11 protein-coding genes are annotated in these 23,705 nt (G+C 50.0%); all 11 read left to right on the plus strand.

Annotation, left to right across the window (positions count from 1 at the left end; all coding sequences use genetic code 11):
* Positions 1–200: 200 nt before the first annotated feature.
* Positions 201–473, plus strand: a complete 273-nt coding sequence (locus tag IPL85_03260; GenBank protein ID QQS19281.1) for a hypothetical protein — start codon at positions 201–203, stop codon at positions 471–473.
* 379 nt (positions 474–852) lie between these two features.
* Complete coding sequence (locus IPL85_03265; protein QQS19282.1) at positions 853–3,741, plus strand: isoleucine--tRNA ligase; 2,889 nt, start codon at positions 853–855, stop codon at positions 3,739–3,741.
* On the plus strand, positions 3,742–4,413 hold the full coding sequence (locus tag IPL85_03270) for a gamma-glutamyl-gamma-aminobutyrate hydrolase family protein (protein ID QQS19283.1): 672 nt from the start codon (positions 3,742–3,744) through the stop codon (positions 4,411–4,413).
* A 64-nt stretch (positions 4,414–4,477) separates the two neighbouring features.
* Positions 4,478–4,786, plus strand: a complete 309-nt coding sequence (gene rplU, locus IPL85_03275; protein QQS19284.1) for a 50S ribosomal protein L21 — start codon at positions 4,478–4,480, stop codon at positions 4,784–4,786.
* Positions 4,787–5,181: 395 nt separating this feature from the next.
* The gene (locus IPL85_03280; GenBank protein QQS19285.1) at positions 5,182–11,898 is read left to right on the plus strand and encodes a right-handed parallel beta-helix repeat-containing protein; all 6,717 of its coding nucleotides are present in this window, start codon (positions 5,182–5,184) and stop codon (positions 11,896–11,898) included.
* A gap of 556 nt (positions 11,899–12,454) precedes the next feature.
* The gene (locus IPL85_03285; GenBank protein QQS19286.1) at positions 12,455–18,118 is read left to right on the plus strand and encodes a hypothetical protein; all 5,664 of its coding nucleotides are present in this window, start codon (positions 12,455–12,457) and stop codon (positions 18,116–18,118) included.
* Between the two features lie 15 nt (positions 18,119–18,133).
* Entirely contained in the window at positions 18,134–18,919 is a 786-nt protein-coding gene (locus IPL85_03290; protein ID QQS19287.1) for a hypothetical protein, read from the plus strand.
* 485 nt (positions 18,920–19,404) lie between these two features.
* Complete coding sequence (locus IPL85_03295) at positions 19,405–20,739, plus strand: hypothetical protein (protein QQS19288.1); 1,335 nt, start codon at positions 19,405–19,407, stop codon at positions 20,737–20,739.
* A gap of 34 nt (positions 20,740–20,773) precedes the next feature.
* A complete protein-coding gene (locus IPL85_03300; GenBank protein ID QQS19289.1) occupies positions 20,774–21,502 on the plus strand; it encodes a right-handed parallel beta-helix repeat-containing protein in 729 nt (242 codons plus the stop codon).
* A gap of 90 nt (positions 21,503–21,592) precedes the next feature.
* Positions 21,593–22,114 (plus strand): hypothetical protein, encoded by a 522-nt coding sequence (locus IPL85_03305; GenBank protein QQS19290.1) that lies wholly within the window; start codon positions 21,593–21,595, stop codon positions 22,112–22,114.
* Complete coding sequence (locus IPL85_03310; protein ID QQS19291.1) at positions 22,011–23,699, plus strand: hypothetical protein; 1,689 nt, start codon at positions 22,011–22,013, stop codon at positions 23,697–23,699. Before IPL85_03305 ends, IPL85_03310 begins: the two co-directional genes overlap by 104 nt.
* The last annotated feature ends 6 nt before the right edge of the window (positions 23,700–23,705 follow it).

Genomic DNA, 23,705 nt, shown 5'->3' on the forward strand with positions numbered 1-23,705 from the left:
GAACTTTGCGTAAGGGGCTTGCTTCTGCTGAGCTGTTCGGAATAGGTACTTAAGTCGAAGTGAGGCAATGCTTACTAATCCTTACGATCGTGCAAAACAGATGGAGCTGCGTTGTGGCATGTTGTGTTTTGTAGGTATGTTCCACGAAAAGGGCGGAAACTTAAGTTGGAATTGATTGTATCCAGAAGTATACTGGGTGTATGAAAGTATTCGTCCTATACAAACCAAACACTGAACATGCGCGTAAGGTTGAAGAGTTTTTGCACGATCTGCGTCGACAGCATGATGTCGACCAATCTAGTCTACAAACTATCGATGTCGACAGCAGAGAGGGCATAGAGCTTTCGAAAATATACGACATTATGATGACGCCAGCCATTGTTGTGACGGACAATGCTGGGGGCTATATTCATAGCTGGGTGGGCGCAGAGCTTCCTCTCATGCGCGATGTCGCCGCGTATTCCCAACAGTAACCGTCCTAAAAAGGTATAAAGCATCTTTTCCCAAATCAAACATAAATCAATAACAATTCTGTTGCAATCGCGACAGGATTGTTATTGATTTGTTTAGGGTAAGTTGGTTGGGAGGAGGGGTATTTTTTGATTTTTTGTTAGTCTCGTATATGATGTATAGGTACATGCGTTTCGCTGGTTGGCGGATGAGCGGCTATCAACCGCGAAGTAGTGGAGAGAACATTTGAGTAATCAAATAACTAGATTCCAACGGTTCGGCTCGTCAGACCGAGTAACTAAGTGCTAAAAGAATCATCTCTTTTAGAAATCGGATGGTACCTCCCGTGATTTCACCCGGGATCCGATATTTAACAGAGGTGATTTTTATTTGGGAGGAAATATGAAGTTTAAGGCAAATACGCGGCGGAAGGCAAGTGAGTACGAGAAGGATCTTGTGCAGCACTGGAAAGAACACAAAACATTTGAGAAGTCGGTTGAACAGCGGCCAAAAGAAGGGGCGTATGTTTTCTACGACGGCCCTCCTTTTTTGACGGGCACGCCCCACCACGGGCATTTGCTGGTTTCGTCGGTCAAGGACGCGGTAGCACGATACCAAACGATGAAGGGCAAGCGAGTCGAGCGGCGTTGGGGCTGGGACTGTCATGGTTTGCCGGCTGAAGTCTTCGTCGAAAAGAAGCTTGGCATAACTAGTAAAAAAGAAATCGGCACCAAAATAAGCATAAGCGATTATGTTAGGGAGTGCCGTGCGGCTATGGTTCAGACCGGCACAGAATGGGAAGATACCATTTATAGACTGGGTCGCTGGGTTGAGTTTAAGGGTGCCTACAAAACCATGGACAATGAGTTTATGGAGTCTGTTTGGTGGGCCTTCAAAAAGCTCTACGAAGAAGGCAAAATTTATGAAGGTGAAAAAATTTTGGTCTATTGCACCAAAGACGCTACGCCCATCAGCAAAAGTGAAGTTGCCATGGAAAACAGCTACCAGCAGGACACTGATCCGAGCGTCTATGTCTATTTCAAAATCGATGATTCCGACGAGTCGTTGCTAGCTTGGACGACGACACCTTGGACACTACCCGCCAACGTGGCAGTGGCAGTACATCCCGATCTAGACTACTCGTTAGTGGAGTATGAGGGGCGAAAATTTTATGTCGCTACGGCAGCGCTCGAGCGAGTGATGGTCGACGACAAGAAAAGTGTATTGGCATACAATGTTGTAAAAAATATACAGGGGTCAGAGCTAGTTGGTAAACGATATCAGCCGCTGTTTGAAAATCGTGGACCCGGGGCTCATCACGTGCTGGCCGCAGATTTTGTAACGGCTGACGATGGTACTGGCATCGTCCACGAAGCGCCTGCTTATGGTGAAGAAGATTACGAGCTGTGCAAGAAACATAGCGTGCCAGTCGTCTCGATCGTAGACGAAAACGGGAATTACACGGAGGGTGATTGGATAGGCCAAAATATATGGGATGTCAACAAAGAAATCGCCAAAACACTAGTTCGGGACGGGCGCGCGCTGCGAATTGAATATATACTGCACGACTACCCTCACTGTCACCGATGCGGTACTAAGCTCATGTATAGGGCGCATCCAAGCTGGTTTATGGACATACAGCTTCAAAAAAATGAAATGCTACAGGCCAACCAAGCGACACGCTGGAAGCCGGATAATCTTAGAACAGGACGTTTTAACAACATTATCGAGTCCGCTCCCGATTGGAATTTGAGCAGAGATCGTTACTGGGCTACACCCATACCTGTTTGGAGAGGTTATCGGCCTGATGGTACGGAGGTTGTGAAAGTCATCGGCTCGTACGAAGAGTTTGAACAATTAACTGGAAAGCGTTGTGATGATTACCATTTACCGAGCGTCATGGACGTCACTTTCATTTGTGATGGGGTAGAGATGAGGCACATAGGTAAAGTCTTGGACTGTTGGTTTGAGAGCGGCAGTATGCCTTTTGCTCAGTTTCACTACCCGTTTGAAAACAAGGAAAAATTTGAGCGTAGTTTTCCGGCAGATTTCATTATCGAAGCAATCGATCAGACCCGTGGATGGTTCTACAGCCTGACTGCCGTAAACGTGGCGCTCTTCGGAAAGTCGCCTTTTAAAAATCTGATTTGTACGGGATTTATAAATGCGGCGGACGGCAAAAAAATGAGCAAAAAACTCAAAAACTACACAGACCCGATGGTGCTGATGGATGCTTTTTCCGTGGATGCTTTTCGTTTTATGATGCTATCGAGCCCGCTACTGGCAGGGGAGGATTTTGCTCTAAAGGACAAAGACGTACAGGATGTGCAGCGAAAGTTGGCAATGATTTGGAACATGTATGACTTTTTTACAATGTATGCCGATGTCGATGGATGGGAATGGGATGGATCTCTCGAAGACCCTCTCAAGGGGTTACATAACCCATTAGACCGTTGGATGGTGTCAAGATTACATCAGATGCAACAACATGTAACGCGTCATATGGATGACTATAATCTTCCTGAGGCAATGAGCGAAGTTTTGCCGTTGCTCGACGATGCAAGCAACTGGTACGTGCGACGGAGTCGCCGACGCTTCTGGAAGAGTGAAGATGATAGCGACAAAAATGACGCGTACCGCACGCTTCATTATGTTCTGGTGCGCCTGAGTATGCTGCTTGCACCCTTTACTCCATTTTTGTCCGAAGAGCTGTACCGGAAACTTACGGGCGGGGAAAGTGTACATTTGCTTGACTGGCCTAAGCAAGGCAGTATTGATGACCAAGTGCTCAGTGATATGGCACATACGCGCATTGTGATTGAACAAGGTTTGGCTGCACGAATGTTTAAATCGGAACACGAAGTTCAAGTGAAAGTACGCCAGCCGCTTGCCACCCTTACTTATGGTGGCGAGCAGCAACTAGGCGAGTTTTACGAGATGACAATTTCAGACGAGGTAAATGTAAGAGAAGTTATTTTTACGTCCGAAGTAAAAATGGCTGTAAGTGTTGACAAAAATATAACACCCGCTTTACAGAGAGAAGGCATGATGCGGGAAGTGGTGCGAGCCGTGCAAAATGCTAGGAAACAAGCCGGGCTTCAGGTGGATGATCGGATTGTACTATGCCTAACGACGACGAATAGCGAATTACAAACAGCAATTCAGGAGCATGAGGTTAGTATCAAGGCAGAGACGCTCGCACAAAGCATTGCAACGCTCGACGAAGCTGACTTTACCAGCATGCTCAGTATTGACGGAATTGATTTGGAAATTGCGCTGGGCAAAGTCTAGATGCATACAAGGCCTACTGTTATTGGTGTCACGCCGGCCTTTGATGAGGGAGTGAAGCTGCCTGCCTCACAGGCTTCACTATACATACGACGTGAGTATACTCAGGTTCTGAACGAAGCTGGGGTGCTGCCGGTCATTCTTTCACCCGATATGCCGGTTGAGTATATTTTAGAGCTTTGTGACGGCTTGGTTATTTCGGGAGGCGAAGATATTCCTGGCGAGGTCTATGGTGGAGAGAAACTGCTAACGGTACCAGAGCCACTAGAACGTGTCATGTGGGAGCGTGTTTTGATTGACAGATTTACCGCGGCTAATAAGCCAATATTGGGTGTTTGCTACGGCATGCAGCTGCTGGCGCTCCACTATGGTGGAAGTTTGTACCAAGATATACATGCGGAAGTTGAACTGAGTATCGAACACGTGGGTGTTACTCACGATGTTTCTATGAAAACCGATTTTTTAGGCCTAAAAAAAGCGCAGACTTACCAGGTTGTATCTCGGCATCATCAGGCGGTAGCGACGTTACCGGACGGTTTTGAGCTCTGTGCAGTCGCACCGGACGGAGTAATCGAAGCGATGCAAAGTGAACGTAGCTTTGGGATACAGTGGCACGCAGAATCTGACAGAAACGGTTCTATACTGTACAGAGAGTTTATTGCACGTTGCGGGTGACTTTACAAACAGGGGTAGGTTTGGTAACATAGAACGGATTAGTACTAAAGGTAAGGAAGACGGAATGAAAAAAGCAGTTATTGCTACCGGCGGCAAACAGTATGTCGTAGCCGAAGGTCAAACACTTTCCATTGAGCGGCTTAAGAGTGATGATAAAACGGTCAGTTTTGACGCCATGATCGTTGTAGACGGTGAAAAGACAATCATTGGTGCTCCGCTCGTAAAAGGTGCTGTGGTAAAAGCGACCGTAGTAGATGCTGAGGCTCGAGCAGACAAGGTAACAGCTATACGCTACAAAGCAAAAAAACGAGTGCATAAGCTGCATGGTCACAAACAGGACCAGACAGTTATACAGATTGACAGCATAGTTTAACCTGAGTTCAAATTAAAAAAGTGTGACTATAAACACTTTTTTCAAGCCAAATGTGTTTTGCCTGTGGATAAGTCCGCAGGAAAATATTAATCGTTGTTAATAATGCAATAATTATTTATTCATTTCGTAAACTTCATAGTGCGATTTTATGTGCAATTAACAGGGGTAAGGAATAAATGTTGCATTAATTACAATCAATGTAGAGTGTTTTTATAGCAAAAATGAACATATTTTTTTGCACACATTTTTTTGTCTTCTCTCTTGAACAACTTCGATTGGAAGTGCATACTTTGGGGCAGGATAAGCCAAAACCAAAAAACAGGCAAAATCCGAAACAAAGATTGATCTCTCAAAATCAAACCGAGAAATCAACACAAACACCTTAAACAAACCAAATGATCAAACAAAAACGCACACAGCTTGCCTTGCTCGCGTGTACCCTCGGTCGGCTACGAACGAGGGGCTTTGTGTTTGTTTTGTCTGTTTTGCTCCTCCTACCCCTGTTTTTCCTCACGCGTGGGTACACAGGCGTAGAACACGCCTATGCCGCCACTTCCGACAACCTGAACTTCCAAGCTCGCCTAGAGAACTCTGCCGGAGCCATCGCTGCCGATGGCTTCTACAACCTCCAGTTCAAGCTCTACGACGCTGCCAGTGGTGGTACCCTCCTCTGGACTGAAACCTACGACTACAACGGTGGTACCCCTGACCGTCGTGTTAGGGTAGCCAACGGCTACGTCACCGTCAACCTAGGCTCTATCACCAGCTTCCCTGGCAGCATGCCCTGGGATCAGCAGCTTTACCTCACCATGAACGTTGGCGGTACTGGCACCTCAGCCTCATGGGACGGAGAAATGAACCCACGCCTCAAACTCACTGCCGTACCCTATGCCTTCAACGCCAAGACAGCCAGTCAGCTTGTTACCACCAGCGGTGTTTTCATCTCCACCCTGGCTATCCAATCCCCGACTGTCGGAAACCAAACCTTCCAAATCCAAAATCAGGGAGCAGCCGGAACCTACAACCTCCTAACCGCACCATCGGGCAGTGATGGCTACATCAAGCTGCAGACTGGGACACCAGGAACCGCTCAGACCGGGCACTTCAACATCTCTGGCACAGGTATAGCTGCCATCTTGCAGGGCTCAACTAGCGTCCTCACCCCCATCCTAGACACTGCCGCCGCTGGCACCCTAACCATTGGCGGTACCAATGCTTCTTCTATTTCTCTGGCAGATGACACCGTCCTGGCTGCCAACAAGACCATCACCATCACAGGCGGCGATACAACTACTCGCAACGGGCTGACTCCAACCGAAGGTATGGTATTCTACGACACTACCACCAAACAACTTCTAATCTACGCCAATGGCAAGTGGCAGGCTGACAGAGAAACGGCTACAAAGATCGTAGCCCCGAGTACTGCTAGCCAAGCCCTGAAAGATGCTGCCGACTATGTCGCAACAGGTAGCGCCGATCAAACCATCATTAACACCGCTCTTACCGCTGCCGCTGGTGGCAAAGTTGTTCTACTCGAAGGAACATTTACTACCAGTGATGCTATCTCCATACCAAACAACACGACACTAGCTGGTAACGGTCGTGGCACCTTAGTTACCTTTAGTAACATTGCAACTCAGAACAAGAACATGATCACCAACACAGATACTACCAATGGTGAAGGCGTGGTTGTCCGTGATCTCCGCCTCGATGGTAACAAAGCCGTCAACACCAGTGGTACTCAGCATGGTATATATATGAACAACGTCGGTTTTGGCTCAAGCGGTGCCGGCATATTGCAAGGACCAACCGTCATTAACACTTGGGTCAACAACTTCCGTTCTACTGGTATCTACTACTACAGCAGCTCAAACGGTACCGTTGCCAACAACAATGTCCTTTACAACGTCGGTGACGGTATCAACATCAACGGGAGTAACCGCGTTACCGTCAGTAACAACACCGTCATGGTGAACTCAGCCTTCGGTATCCGTGTCAGTGGGTCACTGGCTGTTACCGTGAATGCCAACACTATTGCCGGCAATGGCCTTCTGGCTGGCACGAACACCGGTGGTGGTGTCTTGTTTGACGGCAGCAGCTCCAACAACGCCATTACCAACAACAGCCTCCGTGAGAACGGTGCCAGCAGTGGTACGGCCAACAGTAGTATTTACATTGCCACTGCTAGCAATAACAGTATTACTGGTAACTCTATCTACGACTCGGCTGGTACCGGTCAGGGTATCCACATCTACGACGCTGCCTCAGTCTCTAACTACTTTGCCGACAACACCATGGTTGGTACTGGTGCTACTGGCATCATAGACAACGGCACTACTACCATATGGGGTGGTCAAACCAATGCCAGCGGCAACTTCATGATACAGCCAGCTGGAACTATTGAGCTGATGAAGAACACTAACATTGCCGCTAACCAGAACATTACCTTTGCAGCTGGGTCTGGTAACTTCGACCAATCTGCTAGTAGTGGTACCTTTGCTACTGGCACGGGTGCCGTCAGCCTGAACGGAGATACAACTGTAGCTAGTGGTAAGAACCTGACTGTCACCAGTGGCACCACAGCACTAACCGGCACTACCAACATAAACACCTCGGGTGCCGCTGCCACCAGCATCGGTACTGGCACTGGCAATAACACTGTTGGTAACACCACAGGTACTCTCGGCCTGACGGGTAGCACAGTAACAGTTGCTGGTAATACTAGTATTAATACAACAGGTACTAACACAACCACCATAGGCTCTGTCACTGCTGGTGCAGTTAGTATTACTTCCAATGCCCCTAGCAACTTCACCACCAACACAGGTGCCCTCACCCTCACCAGTGCCGCTGCTACCACCTGGAGCACAACAGCCGGTGCTCTAACCCTGCAAGGTGCAGCTGGTGCGACCATTAAGTCTGCTGCTGGTACGACATCTAGTGATGTAACTGTCTCCACTGGCAATGCCAGCGCTGGCGCTAGTGGCAACATCACCATAGATACTGGTACCTACACCAGCGGTACTCCGACTGTGAACATCGGTACTACAGTTGCCGGCGCAGTCACCATCGGCCGAGCTGCTACTACCACTACTATCCAAGGCTCTACCAAAGTAACTCCTCAAGCCTCGGCTAGCACCACACTACTGTGTACTAACGCCGGAGTCATCTCCACCTGTGATGCTGCAGTACTTGCCCCAACTGCTACTAACTTCATCCAGAACCAGACAGCCTCTACCCAAACAGCTGGCTTTAAGATAGATGGCACCGGTACAGCCGGCACATTAGTCGGTACAACAGCTGTCCAAGCACCGCTCTTTGATACTGCTTCGGCCGTAGCCCTAAACATAGGCACTACCAATGCCACCCAGATTAATCTCAACAAGAATGTATCCATTGCTGCTAACCAGAACATTACCTTTGCAGCTGGGTCTGGTAACTTCGACCAATCTGCTAGTAGTGGTACCTTTGCTACTGGCACGGGTGCCGTCAGCCTGAACGGAGATACAACTGTAGCTAGTGGTAAGAACCTGACTGTCACCAGTGGCACCACAGCACTAACCGGCACTACCAACATAAACACCTCGGGTGCCGCTGCCACCAGCATCGGTACTGGCACTGGCAATAACACTGTTGGTAACACCACAGGTACTCTCGGCCTGACTGGTAGCACAGTCACAGTTGCTGGTAATACTAGTATTAATACAACAGGTACTAACACAACCACCATAGGCTCTGTCACTGCTGGTGCAGTTAGTATTACTTCCAATGCCCCTAGCAACTTCACCACCAACACAGGTGCCCTCACCCTCACCAGTGCCGCTGCTACCACCTGGAGCACAACAGCCGGTGCTCTAACCCTGCAAGGTGCAGCTGGTGCGACCATTAAGTCTGCTGCTGGTACGACATCTAGTGATGTAACTGTCTCCACTGGCAATGCCAGCGCTGGCGCTAGTGGCAACATCACCATAGATACTGGTACCTACACCAGCGGTACTCCGACTGTGAACATCGGTACTACAGTTGCCGGCGCAGTCACCATCGGCCGAGCTGCTACTACCACTACTATCCAAGGCTCTACCAAAGTAACTCCTCAAGCCTCGGCTAGCACCACACTACTGTGTACTAACGCCGGAGTCATCTCCACCTGTGATGCTGCAGTACTTGCCCCAACTGCTACTAACTTCATCCAGAACCAAAATGCCGGGGCACAGGCTACCAGTAACTTCTGGATTAGTGGTACGGGTAGGGCAAACACTAGCTTCCTGACCCCCACTCTTGACACCGCCACCGGTGTTGCCCTAAACATCGGCAATACCAATGCGACCAGCATTGTTATAGGTCAAGCGAGTACCACTGCCAGCGTCAAGAGCACCCTTTCACTCGATGGCACCGCTTTAAATAATGTACGGCTGTCTTTGTCTGGAACGCTCAGCGCTAGTAACACCTCAGCTATATATGGCATCCAGAATCAGATGAACTTCAGCCCAACCGGCGGCTCTCTAAGTAGCCTGTACGGCTTTATCAATCTTCCGACTATATCAGGCAGTAACTATGCAATCGGCGACGTCTACGCCGCCTTTAACCGCATTGATACGACAGCCGGCTACACCGGTCAGATAACCAATGGGTATGGTCTGCGAATTGATGCCCCAAGTCTTGCCGGTAGTCCTGGTGCAGGCGTAGCCAAGATTTTAAACTACACAGGTATCTACGTAAATGGTACTAGTAATGGTGGCAACACAAGTAACACAATCAGTAACTACGGTATACGGCTTCCGGGCAGTTCTGCTACAGCTGGTGCTGGTGGTATACTCAACAACTACACTGCTCACATCACTGTTCCAACAGGCGGGGCCACAGGAACAACCAGCAACTACGGCCTTTATTTGACAGGCGCTGGTGGTGCCGCAACGACAAACTACGCCATCTACAATAGTTCTACCGCCGCCAACTACCTCCAGGGCAACACCAGTATTGGAACAGCCAGTAACCCAAATGGCTACGTCCTCAACGTCCAAGGCACAGTAGGCGCAAGCGGTGGGGCTATAAACCTAAACGTTAGTAGCAACTATGCAGTCAACATAGGCACTGGCACAACTAACGTAGCCGTGACCATTGGTAACACTGCCAACACAACAAACTTTGGCTCACGCACAATCAATATCGGTACGGCTGGTGCAACGAATACAGTTCAGGGGGCAGCACAAACGGCAGCCAATACGACTGGCGATCAGCTAACCATTAAGGGCAGTGCTGGTCTGGGGAGTGGTAACGGTGGTACCCTACTCCTGTCGGGTGGAGATGCTGGCGGTACCGGAAAGATGGGTCTTGTTAGCTTGAATCCAACTGCATTTGCAGCATCTTCTACGGTCACACTTTCGGCCACTAACTCTTTGAATACATTGCTTACAAACGGCACAAACAACTACGGAACAGTTCCAGTCAATGCCACTGGTACAGGCTATGTATTGACGGTTGATTTGCCTACAGTGACAACTGTTGGTCGTATTTTGTACATCACCGCTGTCAATGGCAGCTCCGACTTTACGCTGTCGCTAGCGGGCACCTCAGTTAGCATCAGCATGAAGGCGAATAGTACCGCGACTTTGGTGTACAACGGTACCGGCTGGACAGCAGCTGGTGCCAGTAGCTCAACCGACCTTCAGGCCGCTTACAACAATACCCTCACTAGCGCTGGTGGTGCAGAGCTGGTCTTGAATGCACCTGGCGGAGCTGCCGACGGTTTGACTATTCGTAATAACGGCACGACACCGCTCTCTGGAGGCCTCCTAGAAGTCCAAACAGCTGTTGGTACCAACCTGTTCAGTGTTAATAGCTACGGTACCGAGCTGGCGAGCAACGGTGGTGCGGAAACGGCTGGAGGGTCAAGCATAACCTTCCCGGCAAGTACATGGTCGGCGCAGAGCACAGCAACGGTTAGCCGCACGGTGACCAGTGGTGAATACCAGACGGGTCAGGCAGGTGTGAAAGTTGTAACGACCGGTATATCTCAAGGTGCCAAGAACCAGCTATCGGGTAATCCTGTTACTGGCTCTGTTACGTATACTGTCTCGTTCACTGCCGCTTCGAGTACGGCGGGTCAGAACACAACACCGATAGAGGTCATCTATTCTCCAGACAACGGCACGACTATGACGAACACGTGTCAAGGCTTTGGCGGTGGTTACACAACCTCACGGCCCATCTCAAACTACACGAGCTACAACTGGACGAAAGTTACCTGTACGGTAACCACCACTGCGACCGCAGTGACCACACCACTACTCATAATCCGTCAGACAGATGCGACTTCGCGCACGTTTTACATAGACAACCTCAGTTTCATCCGCAATGACTCCACGACTCGCCCTGCAAACGTTCAAATCGGGGGTGGTAACACAGGTGGTCAAGTCACTCTCTTTACCTTTGACCGCTCGAGTACAGCCCCACTTGTCTCTGGAAGTGATGACCGCTATCTGGGCTCAATGTACTACGACACAACCCTCGGAAACATTCAGTGTTACGAGGCTGACGGATGGGGCGCCTGCGGTAGCGCCCCAGACAACATCATTACGCTTACACCGGAGTACTCAAACGCTGTACTTAGCGCTCCGGGTACCATGGGAGGAACGTTTACTGCGACTGGCGTAGGTACGCTGACGGCCGATTTCTGTTCGAACGAAAACACCGTCCTCCAAGTCAACACCGGCTTCTGCGCGAACCACGTATCTCGCAACTACTACCGCTGGACTTCACCTCAGGCAACGGCACAAACCTACAGTATTTATGTCTCGTACAAATTGCCGAGCACCTTCAAAACGTTCTACGACGACAACACTATCAAGCTGACTGGTTTACGTGACCACGCAACGAACTCGACTGCCGCTCTCAGTGTATTCAGAAGTACTGGTAGTGCTGTGACTCAGTGTGGGTCAACCACAACCGTGACGACAGCGACCAGTTCATGGACAACAACTAGCTTGACGGGCAACGAAACAGGGTGTGGTTTTGCCGCTGGTGATGTTGTGCTGTTCAAAATAAATGTGACGGCACAGAGTAACGCCAACGTGTACGTTGAAAACCTAGAGTTCAGGTATACCAATAAGTAAGGGAAGAAGTAGATATAAGAGATAAGAGATATGAGTTAAGAGATAAGAAAGAAAAGGAAAACAAATGAACAACTATCAAACAACAATACCACCTCCAACCAAGTCTTCTATACGGGCGGGACCGTGTAGAAGGCTGGAAGACCGAGAACTCCACGCCCCAAAATCAAAACAAAATTCAAAACCTTTAAAACCAAACAAACATATACAAAAGGAATTAATATGAAAAAGGATCGAAAGAGGCAAGATGATCGAGTCCTGAAGCGACTGCCGCAAAATGAGCGGCGGAAGCAGGTTCGACTGCGGCGGCAGATACAAAGCGACCCATTGTTTGCACTGGCTTAGTCAGACCCCTACGGGGTTAGCTCCTCCTCGTTATTGTCAAATAGTGGCTTTACGGAAAACAAAAACAAAAACTCGCGGTAAAATCCCAGGTGAAAACCCTGGGATTTTACTTGGCCGAGCAAAATGTGGACAAAAAACGTATGGATTTCAGGGGTGGAGTGATACACTGTAAGCAGTAGCGGTAAGGGAAAGTGCGTTTAACGTACGGGAAAAAGTGGAAGACAGAAAAATCCAAGCAATGACGCATGGTTTGTCCGAATCTCAGGGAGGGGCGGCTAATGTTCCTCGTAAAACAGTTACACTGCGTTTGGGGCTTATGCCTCGTGGGATTATTCTGGTTGTTCGTGCTGCGTGGGCTAAGCTGCGGCGTGCAGTGAATAAGCTGGAAAAATACATTCTGCTTAGTTTGCCAAAACCATTGGCACGAAAACTCTACTTTTTACGTCCAAAACGTCGAAAACATCCAGTGCTGGCACGGCTAGGCTGGGGTGCGATGGCGCTTCTGATGCTTTTTGCGGCAAATTCCCAACTGCTGTCGGTGCGACAAAAGGACATAATATACGCGCTTTCACCGCGAGCAGAAGCTTTGCTTGGCAAGGCAAACCAATCATACGAACAAAGTCTTCGTTTAGATTACAAACAAGGCAGCTATCTTTACAACGATGGATATCGCTCGAGCGCAGAAGTGATTTCTCAGGGTACTCCAAAATTTAGTGCCTCATTTAGTCTTGATCCAAAGCAAGGCGTCATGGTTACCGATCCTGCCACGGGTGCAAAACTGACGTTTGTGCCAGAGTTTGCACTGCATGAGCCCCGGCAATCACAAAATCGACTGATCTATCCTGTGGCGGGTAGTACTGCGCAAAAAGTGTATACGGCGCGAGCAGCAAGCATCAAAGAAGATATTATCTTAAATCAATACAGTACGGACTCGATGGAATTTAAATACACACTTAAAACCGATACTGGTACAGAGGCGCGGATGGAATCAGACGGCTCGCTTGGCGTATACGGCGTAAACTCGGCATTGCTTGGGGCGGTTTCGACGGGATCTGAGTCGGATACAAAACTGCTTGAACAGGCGAGGGCAAATGGCGAAAAAAACCGCTTACTCTTCACTCTGCCCGCTCCTTACATACGGGAGTCGGGTAGAAAAACGAGTCAGGCAAAAGCTTGGTATAGCTTGAATAAAGACGTCCTTACGGTGCACGCAACTAACTTACAATCTGCTAACTACCCTCTAACAATCGACCCTACTGTCTATATTGAAACTGCACGGAAGCTCATGAAAGGCAACAACGAAACAAATGTTGACTTTGACGTCGATAACGAACTCATACAAAAAAGCCAGACTACCGGGGCTCGCATTGACTACTGGTCTGACACGACAGAAATGAGTAGCGGTGTTTGGGATCAAGCGATGGCTTCGGCTGGGGGTTTTGTGTACCGCTCGGGTGGTCGTATAGATCCGACCATGCCGTATGTGGCTAGCCAGCAGGCGACCACACAGGCAACAAACAGCCTAAGTTTTACTATGAATATGCCCACGCTGCGTCCAGCAGGTGATTTGTACGTTGCGCTAATTGCAAAAGACGGCGATAACAGAGTATCACCACCTGCTGGATGGACGGAGTATGCCGATTTGCAGCAACACGCAGCGTACTACAAAGAAGGAACAGACCAGGGCGGGGGGAATGAAGCCGCGACATACCAGTGGACGGTTGCAACAACGGCAGAGCAATGGACGGGAATTATTCTGCGGATAAAAAACTTCAATGCCGGCTCACCAGTTAGCGGTACAGCAGGCACTACCAGCGCAGCCTCTGGAATCCCACAGTTTCCGGCTACAACACCTGGACATGATGCAACTTTGGTAATACGGGCAACAGGCTTTGACGAAGATCAACCCAGCGAAGCAACATGGTTACCGCTGGGCCATACCCGCGTTTATTCTGGAACAAGTAGCGACACAGACGCCGTCAACAGCGCTGCCCTTGTCGCGACCACTCTAGATGTTCCGCCGCTGGCGAGCAATAGCACCGCCGCCGCATCTTTGATAAATGACGGGCTAATCAATGATTCTTACGGTGCATCTTCTATTGCTATTCGGCCGGCGACTGTCACAGCAGGGTACCAGAACATGCTCGAATGGGCCCAGGTTAACCCCTCTGCGGGAACAATCGATAGCCCCAATCCGGGAGCCGGTACGTGTAGTGGCTGGTGCACGCAGGCTGTCTATAATTTGCCGGCCAATCGAGTAGGCATGTCGATGTATGCGTACAATGGTTTTCTGTACGCCATTGGCGGGACTACCGACGGTACCGCTGCAAACGCACAGAACACGGTGTGGGTTGCCAAACTAGGTGCTAACGGCGAGCCGCAGTTGTGGCACCCATCTGGCGGCACGCCAACCTATTGGTACGCCTCTACAAACACGCTTCCCGTCGCACTCAGTTATACAGCCATTAGCATTGCCAACAACAGATTATATTTGCTTGGCGGCAGGAACACAGGTGGCACCAGCGTTGACACGGTTCGGGTTGCCGACGTACTGGCAACTGGTGATATTGGGCCCTGGTCGACAACAGGTATGCAAAACTTGCCAGATGTCCGCCACGGTCACAGCGTGCAGTTTTATAATGACGTTATGTACCTTATTGGCGGGAATAGCAGTGGCACACTCCGCAACACTGTGTACTTTAGTAAAATGAACGCCGACGGAACGATGAATTCATGGTCTCAAACAAGCACATTCACGACCGCACGTGCCAGTATGGGTGGCTCCATGACGACTGTTTGGGGTGGGTATGTGTATATGGGTGGGGGATGCTCGGGCTTAACTGGTGCCTATTGCAGTACCATTGCAAGCGATGTCCAGCTAGCGAGTATTAATGCCGATGGTTCACTCGCCGACTGGAACACTATACTGAATCTCAGTAACCAGCGCATTGGGTACAGTCTTGTGGCGTGGCAAAACGGGCTGTACCGTTTTGGTGGCTGTAACCGGCAAAATACGACCACCGGTGTGTGCTATGCGGTACATAGAGATGTTGAATATGGAATAGTCAACCCAGACGGTGATGCGAGCACCGTAAGTAATTCTGAACCAGCCAACACGGGCAACTGTGTTACGCCTAACTTTACCGACTGTGACCTTCCTGGTGGTGGTGATGGTGCAGAGCAGGGCGGGCAAATGAGCAACATGGTAGTGATAAATAACGGATATATTTATGTGATTGGGGGCTGTACGAGCGTTGCCGCTAACAATGTTTGTGAAACTGCCGGAACGGCGGCCTCAAGCGGCAACGTGCTGTACGCTGCCATTGACTCAAGCGGTAACATGACCCGGGTTGGGACATGCGGTGGTACATTTGTGACAAACAGCCTGTGGTGTGTTGACAGTACCAACCGCGTCAATGGTACCACAGGTATTTCGGCGGGAAGCGCAACCGTGTATAACAACGTAATTTACGTGATAGGCGGGACATCTGGCTCTACGTGGAGCAGTACGGTTTATAGAGTATCGCTTAACGCAAATGGCACGCTCACCGGCGCTTGGACGACACAAACTTTTGCAAAACTGGCACTTGGTACGTCCAGGGGATACGCCTTCTCATTTACGCGCAGTAATCCGAATAATGCTGCGACGTACCCCGGAAATCTATATGTGCTGGGCGGCTGCTACATTGCAGGTGGTGGTACCGGGGATGATGGCATTGGCTGTAGCACCTATTTCACTAAGGTGTACAAGTGCAATATTATGACGAGCGGTGCGCTAGAGGAAGCAAACGCCAATGACTGCGACACAGCAGGACAGGTTCAGATAGACGCAGACAATATCAACACCGGCTCTCAAGGACTGGGTCTAATGGCGGGTACGGTGTACGCTAACCGAGTCTATCTGGTTGGGGGTGCTTGCACAGCGGTTACGTCATACGTCAACCCCACGGATCCGTGTGCGTCAGACACATCGCCTGTTATCAACAACAACGCTCAAAGAAAAGAAACCATCTACGCAAAAATCAATGACAGCAACAATATTGTCGATAATGACACAGGGCTATCGGGTGGCTCCTGGAAGTTTACGACTGGTCTCATGAATCCAGTGCGTCGACGCGCGGTGGCGTTTGGTTACAATGGATACATATATTCACTTGCAGGATATAGCGGTACGGCGTCTCTCCAGGACCTTCTATTTGCCAAAATTGATGTCACTACCGGTGATATGGGGTCGTTTGATAGCTCTGGTGTGGTAGTCACACCGCGCTGGGATTTACGTGCTATTGTTGGAAATGGCTATGTCTATGCAATAGGGGGCTGTAGTGTCGGTGCCGCACCAGATGGGTGCACATCTATGCAACCAGAAATCCAGACTTTCCAGCTCTACAACAACGACAGTGGAGCGCCAGTAAACTACACGGCTCTTTCTGACGACACCTTTGCGGCTGATACCGATAGGTGGGGGGCAAGTGCGGCAGTCTTGAACGGTTATGTATATGTCGCCGGCGGCTGTATAAGTGCAACAGACTGTACAAATGCAACGAACAACGTCCAGTATGCTCCCATTAGTGCAAGTGACGGCACCGTTGGCACGTGGGCGAGTGCAACGAACGGCCTGCCAGCAGACCGAACATGGGGTCAGCTGGAGGTTGCTGGCGGTAACCTGTATTACTTGGGTGGGCAAGACGACACTGCCACAAACGAACAGTCAGCGGTGTACTATGCCGGTACGTTTACGCTCGGGGATATTACGGCTGCGTGGGGAACCGCTTCTGGTGGTATAGGTGACACCGCGTCACAGGCTGCTCAGCCCCTGACACGCTTTGGTGCGACCGTCTGGAACGACCGTATTTATGTTGTCGCCGGACTTGATGGCAGCGCGGCAAACACAAACGCGGTATATATAAGTCCGCAGCTCGCCAGCGGGGGAAATATTGCCGCAGATAGTTGGGTGCAAGATGCTGATGTACCAGATGTCGTGCGCCGTGGTAATACTGTCGTTGCCTATGCCAACAACCTCTACAGCGTAGGGGGCAATAATGGTACCCAATATTTCAATGACTCACAATTTACCCAAATCAACAGCGACGGCACTATTGATGCCTGGACGTTTAGTACGAGTCTACCTGGTGCAATTAGTGAGGCAGAGGGTTTTGCGGCGAACGGCTACCTGTATTTAGTAGCCGGACGTTCAGCCGCAAGTACGTGCGCACCGAACACACTGGTTACTCCTATAAGCGCAAATACAACAATTGCGAGCGGTAACAACCCAACCGGAATAGGTGAATGGTACGAGACTAATAAACGTTATACGGGCGACCGGTATGGGTCTGCTGTGGCTTATGTTGGAGGTAAGATTGTAGTTATGGGTGGTGGCTGCACCGCACCGCTTTCCACCGGAAGGCACTTCTATACGTCGGTAAAATCGCAGCCGCAAGTTGCCAAGTATTCCCGTATGATAGATACTGATACTGATGTATTTCCTACAAAATGGCTGGTGAATGGACTCGATAACTCCACCGGTGCACGCTGGTATATGCGCTTTCGAAGCATGACGGATATAGACGGAGACGCAACTGATTGTGTAGTAAATATGACAACGTGGGGTCAGGAAACAAACTTTGGTGTTGTCACGCTAGGCAACCCAGAAACCTTTGTAGCTCGTGATGGTAGCGGCACAAACACAAACTGTGCTCGGTACTATTACTTCTCCTTAAATATCGATAGTTCTCAGGCGTTTGGTTACCCAGAAGACGTCAACCGCGGGCCAACCATCGCTGACTTGAGCTTATTTTTTACCGCAGATCCAAGCAAGCGCCTGCTGCACGGCAAAACTTTTACTGGTGGCGAACAACAACCGCTCGATACGCCGTTCTAACATAAGGAAGACAACATGGACATAGGGAATTTCCGCAAACGAGATGAACCCGACGAGGAGGGGTGGGCAGCCTGGCTTGGAGAACAGGAGAAAGAGTCTCGAGCAAAACCTGCGAAGCCGAGCCAACCAACTAGCTCCCGGGTAAAATCAACAGAGGGGTTTACCCAATCCCGGGTGAAACAGACTCAAAAACCCATTGCCTCTCACAAACCAAAGCCTTCCTCTCGCCGAACCCCAAACGCCCCTATAACGATTCAGATTCACATGCCAACTGTGCGTATCCCGAAGCCGTTGATCCCGTGGCGCAGGTTGCGCCTGTGGCTTGTCGGTGCGGTGTTCGTTGCTGGAGTAACAGTAGGAGGAAAAGTGCTCCTCGGGTCGCTAGCTCAACAAAAAAATACGCCAAAAGCTCCGGTGGTGGTCCAGGCAGAATTGGGCTATAAGCCCCTCGTGCCACCCGTATCGCCTGAGGGTAAAGCGACTGCCTCTTTGCCAAAATTTGACGAGAAGCGGAAACTGTATACTTTTTTTGACGTATATAATGGAGCAAATATCACCGTAGACCAACAGGCTGTGCCTGAAAAATTTAAAGGTAACGAAACAGAGATTAAAAAAATTGCTGAATCGGTAGGTGCAAATGAAACCTTTACCAGCACACAGGGAACGGTCTATGCCTCGCAGGGGGAGTCTGCGACAACCCAGCGCCTGGTTCTGGCCAACGATAAAATGCTGATGTTTATACAGAGCACGAAAAAACTGAGTGTCAGTGACTGGATTGACTACATACAAACCCTGGAGTAACGAAGGCTAATGGGGGTATTTGGTAAGTGTAGAGCGTAGGCTTAGTGACAGTATTTCTTGTGCAAATTGGGTCAAATCCAGAACAAAATAACGGAGTAATATAAACAACAAAAATTAAGCATATTGTTCAGGTATTTCCTACAACACTAGCAGTACATTTATCTGTAAAATCTTATGCTCAGAGTATTATTTCACGTAGTATTAATTACTACACGATACTATATTATGTCTACTTATGTGCACGAGTAGTCTGAAAGATTGCAAAGAAACTGCGAAAAGGGGAAAATAAGTGAAGTACTGAACCAAACACAAAAAATTGTTCAATACAAAAACTAAAACAAAAAAATATGCCAAATCACATACCGAACTCCGTACTGTTTGTGCGTACCCTCTGGCTCTCCGCCAAGAGGGGTTTTGTGGTATTTGGCCGCCGTAAACACTTGTATGCTCTGAAAAGCTGGTCACATTCGTGCATTCTTTGGCTCATGCAACGATTTTCTTTTCGAGTATCGAAGCAAGGTGTACAGGTAGCCCTCGCTGTTTCTTTGCTCCTCCTACCCCTATTTTTCCTCACGCGTGGGTACACAGGCGTAGAACACGCCTATGCCGCCACTTCCGACAACCTGAACTTCCAAGCTCGCCTAGAGAACTCTGCCGGAGCCATCGCTGCCGATGGCTTCTACAACCTCCAGTTCAAGCTCTACGACGCTGCCAGTGGTGGTACCCTCCTCTGGACTGAAACCTACGACTACAACGGTGGTACCCCTGACCGTCGTGTTAGGGTAGCCAACGGCTACGTCACCGTCAACCTAGGCTCTATCACCAGCTTCCCTGGCAGCATGCCCTGGGATCAGCAGCTTTACCTCACCATGAACGTTGGCGGTACTGGCACCTCAGCCTCATGGGACGGAGAAATGAACCCACGCCTCAAACTCACTGCCGTACCCTATGCCTTCAACGCCAAGACAGCCAGTCAGCTTGTTACCACCAGCGGTGTTTTCATCTCCACCCTGGCTATCCAATCCCCGACAGGTGGAAACCAAACCCTCCACCTCCAAAATCAGGGAGCAGCCGGAACCTACAACCTCCTAACCGCACCATCGCGCAGTGATGGCTACATCAAGCTGCAGACTGGGACACCAGGAACCGCTCAGACCGGGCACTTCAACATCTCTGGCACAGGTATAGCTGCCATCTTGCGGGGCTCAACCAGCGTCCTCACCCCCATCCTAGACACTGCCGCCGCTGGCACCCTAACCATTGGCGGTACCAATGCTTCTTCTATTTCTCTGGCAGATGACACCGTCCTGGCTGCCAACAAGACCATCACCATCACAGGCGGCGATACAACTACTCGCAACGGGCTGACTCCAACCGAAGGTATGGTATTCTACGACACTACCACCAAACAACTTCTAATCTACGCCAATGGCAAGTGGCAGGCTGACAGAGAAACGGCTACAAAGATCGTAGCCCCGAGTACTGCTAGCCAAGCCCTGAAAGATGCTGCCGACTATGTCGCAACAGGTAGCGCCGATCAAACCATCATTAACACCGCTCTTACCGCTGCCGCTGGTGGCAAAGTTGTTCTACTCGAAGGAACATTTACTACCAGTGATGCTATCTCCATACCAAACAACACGACACTAGCTGGTAACGGTCGTGGCACCTTAGTTACCTTTAGTAACATTGCAACTCAGAACAAGAACATGATCACCAACACAGATACTACCAATGGTGAAGGCGTGGTTGTCCGTGATCTCCGCCTCGATGGTAACAAAGCCGTCAACACCAGTGGTACTCAGCATGGTATAATATGAACAACGTCGGTTTGGCTCAAGCGGTGCCGGCATATTGCAAGGACCAACCGTCATTAACACTTGGGTCAACAACTTCCGTTCTACTGGTATCTACTACTACAGCAGCTCAAACGGTACCGTTGCCAACAACAATGTCCTTTACAACGTCGGTGACGGTATCAACATCAACGGGAGTAACCGCGTTACCGTCAGTAACAACACCGTCATGGTGAACTCAGCCTTCGGTATCCGTGTCAGTGGGTCACTGGCTGTTACCGTGAATGCCAACACTATTGCCGGCAATGGCCTTCTGGCTGGCACGAACACCGGTGGTGGTGTCTTGTTTGACGGCAGCAGCTCCAACAACGCCATTACCAACAACAGCCTCCGTGAGAACGGTGCCAGCAGTGGTACGGCCAACAGTAGTATTTACATTGCCACTGCTAGCAATAACAGTATTACTGGTAACTCTATCTACGACTCGGCTGGTACCGGTCAGGGTATCCACATCTACGACGCTGCCTCAGTCTCTAACTACTTTGCCGACAACACCATGGTTGGTACTGGTGCTACTGGCATCATAGACAACGGCACTACTACCATATGGGGTGGTCAAACCAATGCCAGCGGCAACTTCATGATACAGCCAGCTGGAACTATTGAGCTGATGAAGAACACTAACATTGCCGCTAACCAGAACATTACCTTTGCAGCTGGGTCTGGTAACTTCGACCAATCTGCTAGTAGTGGTACTTTGCTACTGGCACGGGTGCCGTCAGCCTGAACGGAGATACAACTGTAGCTAGTGGTAAGAACCTGACTGTCACCAGTGGCACCACAGCACTAACCGGCACTACCAACATAAACACCTCGGGTGCCGCTGCCACCAGCATCGGTACTGGCACTGGCAATAACCAGCGTTGGTAACACCACAGGTACTCTCGGCCTGACTGGTAGCACAGTAACAGTTGCTGGTAATACTAGTATTAATACAACAGGTACTAACACAACCACCATAGGCTCTGTCACTGCTGGTGCAGTTAGTATTACATCCAATGCCGCTAGCAACTTCACCACCAACACAGGTGCCCTCACCCTCACCAGTGCCGCTGCTACCACCTGGAGCACAACAGCCGGTGCTCTAACCCTGCAAGGTGCAGCTGGTGCGACCATTAAGTCTGCTGCTGGTACGACATCTAGTGATGTAACTGTCTCCACTGGCAATGCCAGCGCTGGCGCCAGTGGTAACATCACCATAGATACTGGTACCTACACCAGCGGTACCTCCGACTGTGAACATCGGTACTACAGTTGCCGGCGCAGTCACCATCGGCCGAGCTGCTACTACCACTACTATCCAAGGCTCTACCAAAGTAACTCCTCAAGCCTCGGCTAGCACCACACTACTGTGTACTAACGCCGGAGTCATCTCCACCTGTGATGCTGCAGTACTTGCCCCAACTGCTACTAACTTCATCCAGAACCAGACAGCCTCTACCCAAACAGCTGGCTTTAAGATAGATGGCACCGGTACAGCCGGCACATTAGTCGGTACAACAGCTGTCCAAGCACCGCTCTTTGATACTGCTTCGGCCGTAGCCCTAAACATCGGCACTACCAATGCCACCCAGATTAATCTCAACAAGAATGTATCCATTGCTGCTAACCAGAACATTACCTTTGCAGCTGGGACTGGTAGCTTTGACCAGTCTGCTAGTAGTGGTACCTTTGCTACTGGCACGGGTGCCGTCAGCCTGAACGGAGATACAACTGTAGCTAGTGGTAAGAACCTGACTGTCACCAGTGGCACCACAGCACTAACCGGCACTACCAACATAAACACTTCGGGTGCTGCTGTCACCAGCATCGGTACTGGCACTGGTAATAACAGTGTTGGTAACACCACAGGTACTCTCGGCCTGACTGGTAGTACAGTAACAGTTGCTGGTAATACTAGTATTAATACAACAGGTACTAACACAACCACCATAGGCTCTGTCACTGCTGGTGCAGTTAGTATTACATCCAATGCCGCTAGCAACTTCACCACCAACACAGGTGCCCTGACCCTCACCAGCGCCGCTGCTACCACCTGGAGCACAACAGCCGGTGCCCTAACCCTGCAAGGTGCAGCTGGTGCGACCATTAAGTCTGCTGCTGGTACGACATCTAGTGATGTAACTGTCTCCACTGGCAATGCCAGCGCTGGCGCCAGTGGTAACATCACCATAGATACTGGTACCTACACCAGCGGTACTCCGACTGTGAACATCGGTACTACAGTTGCCGGCGCAGTCACCATCGGCCGAGCTGCTACTACCACTACTATCCAAGGTTCTACCAAAGTAACTCCTCAAGCCTCGGCTAGCACCACACTGCTGTGTACTAACGCCGGAGTCATATCCACCTGTGATGCTGCAGTACTTACTCCAACTGCTACTAACTTCATCCAGAACCAGACAGCCTCTACCCAAACAGCTGGCTTTAAGATAGATGGCACCGGTACAGCCGGCACCTTAGTCGGTACAACAGCTGTCCAAGCACCACTCTTTGATACCGCTTCGGCCATAGCCCTAAACATCGGCACTACCAATGCGACTAGCATAAACATCAACCAGAACACCGTCCTCGCTGCCGATAAATCTATCGTCATCACAGGAGGAGCCACCCGTCCAGCTAGTCCAGTAGAGGGCATGGTGTTCTATGATACTGCTACGAAACAACTTCTAACCTACGCTAATGGCAAGTGGCAAGCTGATGGCAAAGAAGCCATCATCGTCGCTGCTAGTGACTCCAGTGACGCCGACAAGGCTTCAGCTGACTACGTCGGAGATGGCAACACTGCTGCCGCCGCTGACGGTGACCAAGTCCAGATAAACGCTGCTCTGACCGCTGCCGACCCAGCTGGATCAGGCGAAGACTGGCAAGGTCGTCCTGCTCGCTGGTACCTACACCCTAGACGCAAGCGTATCTATTCCTAATAACAC

The organism is Candidatus Saccharibacteria bacterium (assembly GCA_016699955.1).
Classification (GTDB): Bacteria; Patescibacteriota; Saccharimonadia; order Saccharimonadales; family UBA4665; genus JAGXIT01.

Coding starts and splice junctions, on each gene's coding strand:
- IPL85_03260 (QQS19281.1), top strand. CDS start 201: ATGAAAGTATTCGTCCTATACAAACCAAACACTGAACATGCGCGTAAG.
- IPL85_03265 (QQS19282.1), top strand. CDS start 853: ATGAAGTTTAAGGCAAATACGCGGCGGAAGGCAAGTGAGTACGAGAAG.
- IPL85_03270 (QQS19283.1), top strand. CDS start 3,742: ATGCATACAAGGCCTACTGTTATTGGTGTCACGCCGGCCTTTGATGAG.
- rplU (QQS19284.1), top strand. CDS start 4,478: ATGAAAAAAGCAGTTATTGCTACCGGCGGCAAACAGTATGTCGTAGCC.
- IPL85_03280 (QQS19285.1), top strand. CDS start 5,182: ATGATCAAACAAAAACGCACACAGCTTGCCTTGCTCGCGTGTACCCTC.
- IPL85_03290 (QQS19287.1), top strand. CDS start 18,134: ATGGACATAGGGAATTTCCGCAAACGAGATGAACCCGACGAGGAGGGG.
- IPL85_03295 (QQS19288.1), top strand. CDS start 19,405: ATGCAACGATTTTCTTTTCGAGTATCGAAGCAAGGTGTACAGGTAGCC.